The 13,986-nt window shown below is 46.0% G+C and carries 14 protein-coding genes; 10 read left to right on the top strand and 4 right to left on the bottom strand.

What is annotated here, in order from left to right; genetic code table 11:
• Positions 1–8: 8 nt before the first annotated feature.
• Complete coding sequence (gene vpr, locus NST22_RS19915) at positions 9–2,429, bottom strand: serine protease Vpr (protein ID WP_003227419.1); 2,421 nt, start codon at positions 2,427–2,429, stop codon at positions 9–11.
• Between the two features lie 529 nt (positions 2,430–2,958).
• Here vpr and NST22_RS19910 point away from each other — a divergent pair.
• A complete protein-coding gene (locus NST22_RS19910) occupies positions 2,959–3,261 on the top strand; it encodes a hypothetical protein (protein ID WP_003222155.1) in 303 nt (100 codons plus the stop codon).
• Between the two features lie 39 nt (positions 3,262–3,300).
• Positions 3,301–4,131 carry a sac operon transcriptional antiterminator SacT gene (gene sacT, locus NST22_RS19905; protein WP_003243088.1) on the top strand — a complete coding sequence of 277 codons (831 nt, stop codon included), beginning with the start codon at positions 3,301–3,303 and terminating at the stop codon, positions 4,129–4,131.
• A 38-nt stretch (positions 4,132–4,169) separates the two neighbouring features.
• Here sacT and NST22_RS19900 read toward each other — a convergent pair whose 3' ends face one another.
• Positions 4,170–4,940: a formate/nitrite transporter family protein gene (locus NST22_RS19900; RefSeq protein WP_003243563.1), complete on the bottom strand. Its 771-nt coding sequence runs from the start codon at positions 4,938–4,940 to the stop codon at positions 4,170–4,172.
• A gap of 301 nt (positions 4,941–5,241) precedes the next feature.
• On the opposite strand from NST22_RS19900, the gene scrA reads away from it, so the two are divergent.
• The 3 genes from scrA to NST22_RS19885 all read left to right on the top strand — a co-directional run bounded on the left by scrA (position 5,242) and on the right by NST22_RS19885 (position 8,405).
• Entirely contained in the window at positions 5,242–6,627 is a 1,386-nt protein-coding gene (gene scrA / locus NST22_RS19895) for a PTS system sucrose transporter subunit IIBC (protein ID WP_003227426.1), read from the top strand.
• Positions 6,624–8,063: a sucrose-6-phosphate hydrolase gene (gene sacA / locus NST22_RS19890; protein WP_003227428.1), complete on the top strand. Its 1,440-nt coding sequence runs from the start codon at positions 6,624–6,626 to the stop codon at positions 8,061–8,063. Before scrA ends, sacA begins: the two co-directional genes overlap by 4 nt.
• Before the next feature lie 93 nt (positions 8,064–8,156).
• Positions 8,157–8,405 (top strand): hypothetical protein, encoded by a 249-nt coding sequence (locus tag NST22_RS19885; protein WP_003243437.1) that lies wholly within the window; start codon positions 8,157–8,159, stop codon positions 8,403–8,405.
• A gap of 89 nt (positions 8,406–8,494) precedes the next feature.
• Here the strand turns inward: NST22_RS19885 and NST22_RS19880 are convergent, their stop codons facing one another.
• Positions 8,495–9,310 (bottom strand): bifunctional hydroxymethylpyrimidine kinase/phosphomethylpyrimidine kinase, encoded by an 816-nt coding sequence (locus tag NST22_RS19880; protein ID WP_003242645.1) that lies wholly within the window; start codon positions 9,308–9,310, stop codon positions 8,495–8,497.
• 143 nt (positions 9,311–9,453) lie between these two features.
• Between NST22_RS19880 and NST22_RS19875 the strand changes: the two genes are divergently transcribed.
• The 5 genes from NST22_RS19875 to NST22_RS19855 all read left to right on the top strand — a co-directional run bounded on the left by NST22_RS19875 (position 9,454) and on the right by NST22_RS19855 (position 12,588).
• Positions 9,454–9,792, top strand: coding sequence for a PadR family transcriptional regulator (locus tag NST22_RS19875; protein ID WP_003227432.1), 339 nt, complete (start codon positions 9,454–9,456; stop codon positions 9,790–9,792).
• The gene (locus NST22_RS19870; protein ID WP_003227434.1) at positions 9,785–10,420 is read left to right on the top strand and encodes a permease prefix domain 1-containing protein; all 636 of its coding nucleotides are present in this window, start codon (positions 9,785–9,787) and stop codon (positions 10,418–10,420) included. Before NST22_RS19875 ends, NST22_RS19870 begins: the two co-directional genes overlap by 8 nt.
• A 47-nt stretch (positions 10,421–10,467) precedes the next feature.
• On the top strand, positions 10,468–11,001 hold the full coding sequence (locus NST22_RS19865) for a hypothetical protein (protein ID WP_009968358.1): 534 nt from the start codon (positions 10,468–10,470) through the stop codon (positions 10,999–11,001).
• 89 nt (positions 11,002–11,090) lie between these two features.
• Positions 11,091–11,897 (top strand): glycosyltransferase family 2 protein, encoded by an 807-nt coding sequence (locus tag NST22_RS19860; protein WP_003242519.1) that lies wholly within the window; start codon positions 11,091–11,093, stop codon positions 11,895–11,897.
• 13 nt (positions 11,898–11,910) lie between these two features.
• Positions 11,911–12,588: a uracil-DNA glycosylase gene (locus tag NST22_RS19855; RefSeq protein ID WP_003242965.1), complete on the top strand. Its 678-nt coding sequence runs from the start codon at positions 11,911–11,913 to the stop codon at positions 12,586–12,588.
• Between the two features lie 24 nt (positions 12,589–12,612).
• On the opposite strand, the gene NST22_RS19850 is transcribed toward NST22_RS19855, so the two are convergent.
• Positions 12,613–13,983, bottom strand: coding sequence for an aldehyde dehydrogenase (locus NST22_RS19850; RefSeq protein ID WP_003227441.1), 1,371 nt, complete (start codon positions 13,981–13,983; stop codon positions 12,613–12,615).
• Positions 13,984–13,986: the final 3 nt, after the last annotated feature.

Below are 13,986 nucleotides of genomic sequence, written 5' to 3'. Positions count from 1 at the left end.
GCTTTTTCTTATTCAACAGTGAAAGGTTCTTCGGTCAAAACCTGGCTTGACTTGCCTTTGTTCGCGGCATATGCGAGCAAGTAATACTCTCCGGCCGGAAGTTTGGTTCCGCCATTAATCGTGCCGTCCCAGTCAAAGTACTGGTAACCTTTATCTTGGTTTTTATAAATGCCGGCTTGGCCTGCGAAATCAAGGTTGCTGTCATAGACGAGGAACGCCAGCTCTTCCGCTCCCGCAGGAAGGTAGGTTTCAATTTGATAGGTACCTTGTACAGACCCTTCGCTGACAGAGACAGATGTGACTCTCGGATAATCGGGCTCTTTCACAATCAGCAATGTAGGTACCTTAGCGACCGTTTTTCCGCCTTCTCTGACGATAACCGTTCCTTCATAGGTGCCAGCTTTTGTTTTCTTCGTATTGACCTTTACTTTTGCAGTGGCTTTCCCGGTTTGATGTGCCGGAATCACAACACGGCTTGTGCCGGATGTGGAAATGCCGCTGCCATTAAATGAGTATTCAAGTGTGTATGACTTTCTAATGGAAGATTGATTTTCAATCGTAAACGTTTCATTTTTTGTTTCGTTTCCGTTTTCCTTCAAGAACGTGCCGTATGAATAGCTTCCAGGTGAGACGAGCGAATCGGCTTTGATTGCGTTCATAATTCTTGCGCTGCCTGCGCCTTGAGCGTTATGCGGATATACTTCCCCATCGCTATCCTTTAAAGTGACAGCGGTATTCATGATGGCGGCTTTAATCTGTTCAACGCTCCACTTTGGTTTGGCTTGTTTAATAACGGCAACCGCTCCGGCAATATGAGGCGATGCCATGCTTGTTCCTTGTTTTGATCCGTAGCCGTATGGATGGTCAGGATCGTGTGTTGGGATCGTGCTCACGATATTGACCCCTGGCGCGGAAATATCAGGCTTAATCATCCACGTATCCATAACAGGGCCGCGTGATGAGAAATCAGCGACTTGTTCACCGAGCGCTTTTGAGACCGTCAACTTGAATGTTGTTTTTGTCTCACCAGCTTTCAGGGCGCTGACGAGTTTTTCGCCGTCTTCTAATGAAAGCTTAATCGTTGGGACAGACATGCCTGGCACATTGGCTTCAATTTCTCCAGAGAGGTTGTTATACACAACCATGCCGATTGCACCGGCTTTTTTAGCGTTATCCGCTTTATCCACAAATGCAATGCTGCCTCGTTTGACAACGGCGACTTTGCCTGTCAGGTCTTTCCCTTCAAAATCCTTTGCTTCGCCGATTCCCGCTTCGACAAGCTCAACTTCTTTGTTATTGAGCGCTTTGACGTCGTCCTCTTTGTTGTAGCCCATCACTTTTGCTGAAGAGTAGGAGCCGAAAGTGACGGCGTATTCATTGAGCGGCAGCTGAGTCGCACCGACAGAAATCGCTTCTCTTGATGTGCCCGGCGATCCGACTGTCCAGCCGTTCGGTCCGCTGTTGCCGTTTGAGGTAACAGCGACAACGCCTTCTGACATGGCCCAGTCAAGCGCTGTGCTTGTCGCCCAGTCCGGGTTGTTTAAAGAGTTTCCGAGAGACAGGTTCATCACATCTGCCCCGTCCTGCACTGCACGTTCCACGCCCGCGATGACGTTTTCCGTTGTGCCGCTTCCGCCAGGCCCTAACACACGATAAGCAAGAAGTGTGGCATCAGGCGCTACGCCTTTAATCGTTCCGTTTGCAGCCACAGTTCCGGCTACGTGTGTGCCATGGTCAGTTGCCTCGCCCCTCGGATCGCCGGTTGGTGTTTCTTTTGGATCGTAATCATTGTCCACAAAATCGTATCCTTTATATTGTCCAAAGTTTTTCTTCAGATCTGGGTGATTGTATTCAACCCCAGTGTCAATAATCGCCACCTTGATGCCTTTTCCTGTGTAGCCTAAATCCCATGCATCGTTTGCTCCGATATAAGGCGCACTGTCATCCATTTGCGGAGATACGGCGTCTTCGGAGATTGTGACGTCTTTATCCTTCATATTGTCTGTTTTATATGTGACGTTCGGGTACACTGCCTTAACGTCTTTTACCGCTAGAAGTTTTGGAATCTCATTAGCTGGAAGCTTCATAGAGAAGCCTGAGAATACCTGCTCATATTCCCGGTTTACTTTTCCGTTTTTCACTGCTTTGATTGCTTTGTTTTTTGCTTTGGTGCGAGCGGTTTTCAGCTTGCTTTTCGATTGGCTTTCTCCCGCTTCCTTCGCTTCTGCCAAGGATTTTTCTTTTAATTCCACTATAACGGTTGTTTTTTTGCTTGTCGTCATATCGATATCACCGAATACCTCGGCTTTTTCCAGATCAGCCGACGTTTTTGAAGAAGCCGGAGCTGCCTGAACGCCCGTAATGCCTGTGGATAACGCAAAAAATAAGACGAAACTTACAAGCAGAAAGCGAATGATCCCCTTTTTCAATGTGTTTCCCCCTTTGTATTTAGAAAAAATGTGAAAGATCTAGTATATATTTCTTGAAAATTCAAAAAAATCCTTGTGTCATTTGGACCATTTATTGGATTTTGTTTGTGTATAACGAAGGAGTTATACACAGAACCCTGTGTATAAGTGAATAAACCTGTGTATATATATAGTTAGGAATATACGTTCGTATACAAAATATAGATAGAGTTTGTGGACATGTGGATATCTCTTGTGATTAAGTTGTTCTTATCTTTGGGATAACTTGTGTATAAAGTTTTCAAAGCGGTTCTCCAATTTTCATTTCAATTCTTTCAGCTTTCAACAAAACTTCTAAAAACTAGTTGGTTTTTTCACTCATATTGTGACAAAGAATTCTCTTTCCACGGTCTATCATAGAGTCATGAGTTTTGCTAGAGCCGCTAGTTTGCGAGAAAAGAAATCGGCCGTCTTTTCTTGCGGGCTGCGGCTGAGAAAACGGGCTGCTAAAAAGGCTGCCTGCCAAAAAGAAGCGGAGGGATGTTTTTCTATGAAACGTTTGCTTGTATCTTTACGGGTGTGGATGGTCTTTTTGATGAACTGGGTGACGCCGGACAGAAAAACTGCGGCTGCCGCGGTCTATTCGGCTCAGCGTACATACCAAAGAAAGGCGGCTGTGCAGGCCGCAGGACTCGTTTCGTTTTATGAATGGCGGATGGCTGTGAATGAGGAAGAAAAGCAGAAAGCGAAAGCCGCCGCGCTTTATAAAAGAAGATGTTTGCAAGCCTTCAAGGAATCGCCAAAGCAGGAGAGAGCGGGCCCGCATCTTTACATGGCGGTCAAAAGGAGGTAAAATCCCAGTCAAAAGCAAATTGGCGGGAGAGATAACCTCTTGAAAATCTATAAAGTATTAAACAACAATGCGGCTTTAATAAAAGAGGATGATCAGGAAAAAATCGTGATGGGACCGGGAATCGCTTTTCAAAAAAAGAAAAATGATCTCATCCCTATGAATAAAGTGGAAAAGATCTTTGTCGTGCGCGACGAGAATGAAAAGTTCAAACAAATCCTGCAAACACTGCCGGAGGAGCATATAGAAATAGCTGAGGATATCATCAGCTATGCGGAAGGAGAGCTCGCGGCGCCGCTGAGCGATCACATTCATATCGCGCTTTCCGACCATTTGTCCTTTGCGATCGAAAGGATTCAAAATGGGCTGCTTGTGCAGAATAAATTGCTGCATGAGATAAAGGCGCTCTATAAAAAAGAATATGAGATCGGCCTGTGGGCGATCGGACATGTAAAAGAGACATTGGGCGTGTCTCTGCCTGAAGATGAAGCGGGTTATATTGCCCTTCACATCCATACGGCGAAGATGGATGCGGAGAGCATGTATTCAGCGCTGAAGCATACGACCATGATCAAAGAAATGATAGAGAAAATAAAACAATACTTTAATCGAAAGGTGGATGAAAACAGCATTTCCTATCAACGCCTTGTCACGCATTTGCGATACGCGGTCAGCCGGTTGGAATCAAATGAAGCGCTCCATCGTATGGACGAGGAGATGCTTTATTTCATCCAAAAAAAGTATTCATTCGCCTATCAATGTGCGCTGGAGCTGGCGGAGTTTTTGAAAAATGAATATCAATTACATTTGCCGGAATCCGAGGCCGGCTATATCACGCTGCATGTCCAGCGTCTTCAAGATCTCTCGGAATAACCGCTTTGACTTGCAGGGAGTGATCTCTGGAAGTTTTTTTATTGATCAGGATTCAGTGTGTAGTACATCCAGCCCATCATAACTATTCCCGCGGTCAGATTGCCGAGCGTAACGGGGATTAAGTTTCTGACTGCTCCCATCAGTGTCACTGTATCAGGGTGCTCGATCAAAAGCGAGATGGCGAATGTGCACATATTGGCAATGCTGTGTTCAAAGCCGGAAATAAAGAAGCAGAAAACGAAAAGCATCATGGTAAAAAGCTTTGCTCCTTCCCCTTTGAGAGACATTGGAATGAAAAAGGCGAGGCACACAAGCCAATTGCACAGCATTCCTCTGAAAAACAATTCGGAAGCCGGCGGCTCCATTTTGTGCTCTGCCAAATGAATCAAAAAGGAATGAACAGAAGGCTCCTCAAAAAGTCCCGTCGCGCTGATCAGGATGGCAAACAGAATGGCGCCGATTAAATTGCCGGCATAGCTTGACATCCACAAGTATAGGGTGTCGCGCCAGCTGATTTTTTTCCGGAGCGCGGTATAGGTGAAATAAAAGGTGTTGCCGGTAAATAAATCTCCGCCTCCGTAAGCAATCATCAGAATAGCGGCCCCGAAAGTGACAGCGGCTGCCGGAAAGGCAAACGGAGAATCAGCCATAAAGAAATAGCTGCCTGTTTTGCTTGCGGCTGTAATGCCAAAACCAATAAATATACTGGCCAAAATGGACCGAAGCACATAACGGATTTTGCTTGAAGCGAATATGTTTTGTTTTTTCAAAGCATACTGTTCAACCTTTTGTAATGCTTGAGTTTCCATTGTCTTTTCCTGCTTTCTTTCATGATTGAGCATAGTATAGCACGATATTGTGAAGTATTTCACAATTAATTTTTACGAATTTTTGTCTACATGTTATATCAAACTATTTAACTAAAAAAATAGTTGACGAAAACGCTATCATGATTTATGATGAAAGCGTATTCTTAATCTGAATAAGCGGGATTGTGACTGGTAAAGCAGGCAAGACCTAAAATTTGCGTAAATGAAAAAGGATCGCTGTGTCCTTTATTCGTTGGCGAATTTTAGGTCTTTTTTGTTTAAATAAAAGGGGGAGAAATAGATGGATTACAAAGAGACTGCAAAACGCCTCATTGAGCTTCTCGGAGGGAAAGAAAATATTATCAGCGCGGCTCATTGTGCAACAAGACTGCGTTTAGTGATGAAAGATGAATCAAAGATAGATCAAGCACAAGTAGAAGAGCTTGATGGCGTTAAAGGGGCTTTCAGCAGCTCTGGCCAGTACCAGATCATTTTCGGAACAGGCCTTGTGAATAAAGTATTCGATGCCTTTTCTAAAGAAGCTGATATCGAGCGTGAAGAACACGTCAATCATCAGGATGCGGCAAAAGAAAAGCTGAATCCCGCTGCGAGATTTGCGAAAACGCTTTCTAATATTTTTGTTCCAATCATCCCAGCTATTGTAGCCAGCGGCCTATTAATGGGATTGCTGGGTATGATCAATGCGTTTCATTGGATGAGCAAGGATTCTGCGCTTTTGCAGCTGCTTGATATGTTTTCAAGTGCAGCATTCATTTTCTTGCCGATTCTAATCGGGGTCAGCGCTTCAAAAGAGTTTGGCAGCAATCCATACTTGGGAGCGGTCATCGGGGGAATCATGATTCATCCGAATCTTTTAAATCCATGGGGATTGGCGGAAGCGACACCTGATTACATGCATCTTTTCGGATTTGATATCGCTCTTCTCGGCTACCAGGGAACTGTTATCCCTGTCCTGCTTGCGGTGTATGTGATGAGCAAGGTAGAGAAATGGACGAGAAAAGTGGTTCCACATGCGGTGGATTTGCTTGTTACACCATTTGTTACTGTGATTGTCACCGGGTTTGTTGCTTTTATCGCGATTGGCCCTCTAGGCAGAGCGCTTGGCTCCGGCATTACGGTTGCTTTAACTTATGTATATGACCATGCCGGTTTTGTCGCAGGTCTGATTTTCGGGGGCACGTATTCACTCATCGTGCTGACAGGCGTTCATCACAGCTTCCATGCGATTGAGGCAGGGCTAATTGCAGATATAGGCAAAAACTACTTGCTGCCGATCTGGTCAATGGCGAATGTCGCACAGGGCGGGGCAGGTCTTGCCGTCTTCTTTATGGCGAAAAAGGCAAAGACAAAAGAAATCGCGCTTCCGGCAGCATTTTCCGCTTTTCTCGGCATTACTGAGCCCGTCATATTCGGAGTCAATCTGCGCTACCGAAAACCGTTTATCGCCGCGATGATCGGAGGCGCATTGGGTGGGGCATATGTCGTCTTTACACATGTAGCTGCAAACGCTTACGGGTTAACGGGAATTCCGATGATCGCCATTGCGGCTCCGTTTGGCTTCAGCAACTTGATTCACTATCTGATTGGCATGGCGATTGCGGCAGTGTCAGCGTTCATTGCAGCATTTGTCATGAAGATTAATGAGGATGAGGAGAGGAAAAAATGACAGCACATGACCAGGAGCTTCGTCGCCGGGCTTATGAAGAAGTGGAGAAAAAAGAGCCCATCGCTAACAGCGATCCGCACCGCCAGCATTTTCATATCATGCCGCCGGTTGGGCTGCTGAATGACCCGAATGGCGTGATTTATTGGAAGGGCAGCTATCATGTATTCTTTCAGTGGCAGCCGTTTCAGACGGGGCACGGCGCAAAATTTTGGGGGCATTATACGACACAGGATGTTGTGAATTGGAAGCGGGAAGAGATTGCGCTGGCTCCGAGTGATTGGTTTGATAAAAACGGCTGCTACTCGGGCAGCGCTGTCACGAAAGACGATCGGCTCTATCTTTTTTACACAGGAAATGTCAGGGATCAGGATGGAAATCGGGAAACGTATCAATGCCTTGCTGTTTCTGACGACGGGCTGTCCTTTGAGAAAAAGGGTGTCGTCGCCCGCCTTCCGGAAGGATATACGGCGCATTTTCGCGATCCGAAGGTATGGGAGCATGAAGGCACATGGTATATGGTGATTGGTGCGCAAACAGAGAATTTGAAAGGGCAGGCTGTGTTGTTTGCTTCTGATAACCTGACAGAGTGGAGATTTCTTGGCCCGATAACCGGCGCGGGCTTCAACGGGCTGGACGATTTTGGATACATGTGGGAATGCCCTGATTTGTTTTCCCTTCAAGGATCGGATGTGCTGATTGTTTCGCCTCAAGGGCTTGAGGCTGACGGTTTCCGTTATCAGAACGTATATCAATCAGGTTATTTTGTCGGCCGCCTCGATTATAACAAGCCTGAACTGAAGCATGGTGAATTTACGGAGCTTGATCAAGGTTTTGATTTTTACGCGCCGCAAACACTTGAAGACGATCAGGGAAGGCGGATTTTATTTGCATGGATGGCGGTGCCTGATCAGGATGAAGGGTCCCATCCGACCATTGACTGCCACTGGATTCACTGCATGACGCTGCCGAGACAGCTGACGCTTTCAGGACAGAAGCTGATTCAGCAGCCGCTGCCTGAGCTAAAAGCCATGCGCAGAAATGAGAAAAAAATACACATCAACATGCATGGATCATCTGGTGCGCTTCCAGTGGAAAAACCTGAAAGAACTGAGATTCTACTGGAAGACATTCATACGGAGTCTGGCTTTTCAATCAGTATCCGCGGAACGGCTACGTTTTCCTTCCATAAAGACGAGGGGATTGTTACGCTGGAACGAAAGAGCTTTGACGGAAAAAGAACAGAAGCGAGACATTGCCGCATCAAGGATTTGCATACCGTACACATGTTTCTCGACGCGTCATCTGTGGAAATCTTTATCAATAACGGAGAAGAGGTCTTTAGTGCAAGATATTTTCCTTTCCCGGGAAATCATGAAGTAACAGCCAGTGCGACCGGGAAATCTGAAATGAATGTCGGAATTTGGACACTTATGTAGAAAATCCTTCTATTTTCTTATGTGAAATCTGAGCCATCTGTGCTATTCTTCAACGATAACCTACTATTTTTTTCTGTAAAAGGAGTTGTTTTCTTGAATATACATGAACAGAAGATAACACCGGAATGTTTGGAAAAGGCTGCTAACCAAGTTGAAGATAAGCGAGAAGAATATAAGGATGTGCTGCTTCAGCTGAAAAAAATGCTTGGCGGAACAACGCCGCACAGTGAAACGGCGGAAATTCTCACGCGGGCATATGAACAAATGAAGGAATATGCACTTTTTGTTCAGTCGATAGAAACATTTTTGAGGAAATCTGCAAACAATTTAAAAATCAAATAAACAGGCTGCCGATGGGATCGGCAGTTTTTTCTGTGAAAAGTCTTCGGTGATTTAAAAAGGGCTGCCTCTCTGTAAGGCAGCCCCTTTTTTTATGATTGTTGATTCAGGCGCAGTGCAGAATGCTTCGTAGGACCAACATACTGGTTTAGCGGGAAGGATTCTTTAATGGCCGCTGTGATGAATTCTTTCGCTGCGTAAATGGCTTCTTTGACTTCCGCACCTTTGGCAAGCTCCGCTGTCACGGCTGCTGAGAATGTACAGCCTGCGCCATGTGTATAAGGCGTATCGATCATTTCGCTTTCAAGGACTTCCGCTGTTTCTCCGTCATAGAGAACATCAACGGCTTTCTCGTGTTTGAGTTTGCCTCCGCCTGTAATGACGACATATTGAGCGCCGAGTGCGTGAATTTTTTTCGCGGCTTCGATCATATCGTCAACTGTTTTTAGTTCATCCATGCCGCTGAGCTGGCTGGCTTCAAACAAGTTTGGCGTAATGACAGTGGCTAGCGGAGCCAATTGCTCACGCAGGGCTTGGGCGTGCTCCGGATAAAGGACTTCATTAGCACCTTTGCAAACCATAACCGGGTCAATTACCACATTTTTTAATTGTTTTTCTTTGATCGTTTTTGCCGCAAGCTCGATAATGTCAACGGTTGGCAGCATTCCTGTTTTCATGGCGTCCACGCCGATGCCGTCCGTAATTGTTGCAAGCTGGGCGCGGATTGTATCAGTATCGATCGGGAATACCTGATGGTTCCAGCTGTTGTTTGGGTCCATCGCAACGATCACCGTTAAGGCGGTCATCCCGTATACGTTTTTTTCTTGAAATGTTTTTAAATCAGCTTGAATCCCAGCACCGCCGCTGGAATCTGAGCCGGCAATGGTGAGTGCTTTATGCATAGACATGTCTTGAACCTCCATCATGTTTTGTCTTTCATTATAGTTAGATTTTCTCTGTATCACAATATAGAAGATCTATAGGAATCATTTGACAATCTCAACGGGCTTTCGTAAAATGCTACATAAGAAAACTAGGTAGGGGTTTTGAGATGTTAAATCGTGAGCTGGTTAAGGGAAGCACGGTTATATTGGTATTGACGCTTCTGAACGAGCGGCCGATGTACGGCTATGAGCTTGTAAAAGAAATGGGAAGCCGCAGCGGAAATGAACTGCAGATGAAAGAAGGGACCTTGTATCCTTCTCTTCACAAGCTTGAACGCCAAGGGTATATTTCTTCCTACTGGGAGAAGCAGGAGAAAGGACCGGACCGCAAATATTACCGGATTACAGACGAGGGCAAAGAAGTGCTGGCGGAACGCACGAAGGAATGGAGCGTATTTTCAGCCATGATGGACCGAATACTGAAGTGGAGCGGACAAAATGGATAAAGAAACATATGTATCCGAAATCAAAAGCGGGCTTAAAGGGCTTCCTGAGGGTGAGGCGATGATAGAAGAGATTGAGAGCCATATTGAACATCATCTGTTTCGCTCTTTTCAGGAAGGAAAGAGTGAGGAGGAAGCTATGCAGACTTTATTGCAGGCGTTTGGAACACCAACTGACATTGTTTCTTCGTTTAAGAAAATACAGCCAGTAACGTTTCGTGCGTTTTTGATGTTCCATCTTTTCTGTAACAGTGCCCTATTCGCTGTCGGCATTGCGATTACAATAATGCATGTATGGCTTGAATCACCGTTTGTTCAAGCAGTATGGAAAGGCATTTCTGTTTCTGTTTGGCTGATCTTAGCTGCATATATGATCTACTGGGTGCTGATTGGGTATCAAGGCGTGAAGGAGTTTGGAAAACGCGGAGAAAAGCTTGTTCTACATACGATTCTGATCTCAATGGTGCCAAACGTCATTTTTATGCTTGTTTTTCTATTCAATGTAATTCCTGCTGCGCTGTTTCAATCCTTGTTGACACCTTGGTTTGTTGGAACTTGTGCTTTTGCAACGCTGTTATTTCCGTTATTTGGCCGAATGGGCTGTTATATTGGCAGGCGTCAGCTTGTCTGATTTTTTAGGTATATACATAGAATTTCTATGTAAAGGAGGTGTATGTCGTGAGGATTAGCTCTTGTTTATATGGTTTTGTAGCTCATGGGGCAGTATTTTTGTTTACTGGTGGCTGCATGCTCTTGGCTATGGCAGCCAGCTTGCCTTTTGTTTTTCTGCTTGATCGGCTGCCTGATGTCGTCTTTACAGCAGGTGCCATTCTTACGCTGCTATGTTCATATGCTTATGTCTGGTTTTGGGCGGTCCGATTTGCATATAACCAGAAAATGCGCCTGTTTGAGGTTCAATTGGGGTCCTTTGTGTTGCTAGCCCTCATGATATCTTTGTTTTTATTGGATGGATCTAGTATGAAAGACATCATGATGAATTGGGACGATGCAGGCTGTGCTTTTGTGCCGCCGGCTTTTACATTTTTGTGTCTTTCTTATGCACTGGTGCTGCTGCCGGTCTATCAATCTAAGCTGTGGCGTCTTATCCTTCCGAATGGCGTCCGCATGAAAGATATCTTTCATGTCTTTGGAGATCTGATGCTGATCATGGTGCTTCTGATCGGAGCCACTTTGCTGTTTCTATCATTGTAGTATGCCGTTTCAGTAGGATATTCCCACTGATCTCCCGTCCAATATATGTTTTAATAGTACATGACTATGAAAATGAGAAGGAGAGCATCATGAAGATTTCTATCGTAATTGTGACCTATAATCGGATTCCGGCTTTGTGTGAGCTTTTGGAGTCGATTTCCCGCCAGACCTTGATGCCGTATGAAATTATTATTGTGAATGATGCCGGGGAATCGGTCGTGCCGGTCAAAGCACTTTATCCGGAGCTGCCGATTGCTGTCATCAATTTAGAAAAGAACTCGGGGCATGTGGCTGCGAGAAATGCCGGTGTAAAAGAGGCGTCTGGGGATTGCATTATGCTGTGTGATGACGATGATTTCTTTACGCCAGGGCATATCGAGAAAATGGCAAAGGAAATAGAAACGGCAGACTTCGTTCATTCTGATGCGGAAATAGTTTCGTTTGAAGAGAAAAACGGAACAAGGTATCCAGTGTCACGGAAATTGTTTGCTTATACCGCTGACTATGAGGATATGAGAGTGTTTTCTACATACGTGCCGTCGGGCAGCATGTACAGACGTTTTCTGCATGATGAAATCGGGTATTTCGATGCTGATGTGCACAATTACTGGGACTGGGATTTTTATTTGCGCGCGGCCAAGGATTACCGGGTGAAGCGTGTCCCTTGCGCCAGCGTGATTTATGCCTTCAGTGACGCGGGAGACAATCAGTCTGCTGACCTTGGCGCCAAGCGGAAGCAATATTTGGATCGTTTAAGTGAAAAGCACGGACTCGGGGAGCTGCCGACGAAAAACTTTGCCGTCCTGCTTGAAGAGCCTGAGATGAAGAGGCGGGAAGCAAAAAGTGAAATGGTTTGGGATGGCGAGCCTGTCTATTCCAGACTTCATCGTTCGTAAGGAGGCCTGAATCTTGAAACAGCTTTTACAAGACAGCTGGTGGAATCAGCTAAAGGAAGAGTTTGAGAAACCGTATTATCAAGAGCTCAGAGAGATGCTGAAGAGGGAATACGCGGAGCAAACGATTTATCCGGACAGCCGGGATATTTTCAACGCGCTGCATTATACATCATATGATGATGTCAAGGTCGTCATTTTGGGTCAAGATCCGTATCACGGGCCGGGACAGGCTCAAGGTTTAAGCTTCTCTGTCAAGCCCGGTGTAAAGCAGCCGCCTTCGTTAAAAAATATCTTTCTTGAGCTGCAGCAGGACATCGGGTGCAGCATCCCGAATCACGGGTCGCTTGTGAGCTGGGCAAAGCAAGGCGTTCTTTTGCTGAATACTGTGCTGACAGTAAGGCGCGGACAGGCGAATTCCCATAAGGGAAAAGGCTGGGAGCGACTGACGGACCGAATTATTGACGTGCTGAGTGAAAGAGAGCGGCCGGTTATCTTTATTTTGTGGGGACGGCATGCTCAAATGAAAAAAGAACGGATCGACACCTCCAAGCATTTTATCATTGAATCGACGCATCCCAGCCCGTTTTCTGCGAGAAACGGATTTTTCGGGAGCAGACCGTTTTCCCGGGCGAATGCCTATTTGGAGAAAATGGGAGAGGCGCCGATTGATTGGTGTATTAAGGATTTGTAAAAAGCGCAGGTGATCTGCGCTTTTTTATTTGAGTATTTTTCGAATCATTCGCAGCCCGTTTTTGGAGGAAGGATAACGAAATGCGAAGTCGAAACGGTTCGTTTGTTTGACGACGCTTTTTTTGTGCGTGAATGTGTTAAAACTGTCAAACCCGTGATAGCTGCCGATGCCGCTTTCCCCGACGCCGCCGAATGGCAAATACGGCGTCGCAACATGCATTAACGTATCATTGACACAGCCCCCGCCAAACGACAGATTTCCTAAAACAGCGCGCTCAATTTCTTTGTTTGTGGTGAAGAGATACAGGGCGAGCGGCTTAGGGCGCGATTGGACTTTCTCAATGACTTCCCCGATATTGCGGTATGTAAAGAGCGGAAGAATCGGCCCGAAAATCTCCTCCTGCATCACTGGAGAGTCATCTCTCACTTGTTCGAGAATGGTCGGCGCAATTTTGTGATGATTGGGATCAGATTGTCCGCCTGTGAGCGGGATGCCATCATTCAGAAAGCTGAGCAGCCGCTGATAGTGGCGCTCACTGACGATTTTGCCGTACTGTGGATTCCGTTCCGGCTGAGGGCCGTAAAATTCTCTGATCGCACGCTTCATTTCTTCTGTGAGCTTCGTTTTGATGTCCTCGTGGACAAATAAATAATCCGGTGCGATGCAGGTTTGTCCCGCATTTGTAAATTTCCCGAAGACGATGCGTTTGGCGGCAAGCTGAATGTCAGCATCTTTATGGACGATGCAGGGACTTTTGCCGCCGAGCTCCAAGGTTACGGGAATTAATTGTTTGGCGGCGGCCTCCATGACGATTTTTCCTACAGCTACACTGCCGGTAAAGAAAATGTAGTCAAAGGGCTGCTGTAATAATGCTGTGCTGACATCGGGCCCGCCTTCTGCCATAGCGACATAATCAGTTGGAAAAACGCTGCTGATGAGTTTGGAAAGAATAGCAGAAACAGCCGGCGTATATTCTGATGGCTTGAGAACGACCGTGTTCCCCGCCGCAATGGCGCCAATCAACGGAGAAAGCGCCAGCTGCAAGGGATAGTTCCAAGGCGCAATCACCAAAACGGTTCCATACGGCTCAGGGATGATGATGCTTTTGGAGCCTAGATGAGTCAACGGCGTTTTGACTCGTTTCGGCTTGGACCATTTTCTCAGCCGTTTCATGACAAAGCTGATTTCCTCCAAGACGATTCCGATTTCTGTTGAGTATGCTTCTTGCTCGGATTTATGGAGATCCTGGTAGAGAGCGGCTATGAGATCGGCTTCATGAGTTCTGACGGCTTGTTTCAGCTTTCGCAAAATGTTCAGTCTCGATTCAAGCGGTCTCGTATGTCCCGCCGCAAAATAGGCTTTATGCTTGCTGATGATAGAGGGGATGCTGTTCATTCC

It is taken from the genome of Bacillus sp. PS237, assembly GCF_037963345.1.
Classification (GTDB): domain Bacteria; phylum Bacillota; class Bacilli; order Bacillales; family Bacillaceae; genus Bacillus; species Bacillus subtilis.
The sequence above is the reverse complement of the archived record's forward strand: the minus strand, read 5'-3'. Positions and strand labels throughout refer to the sequence as shown.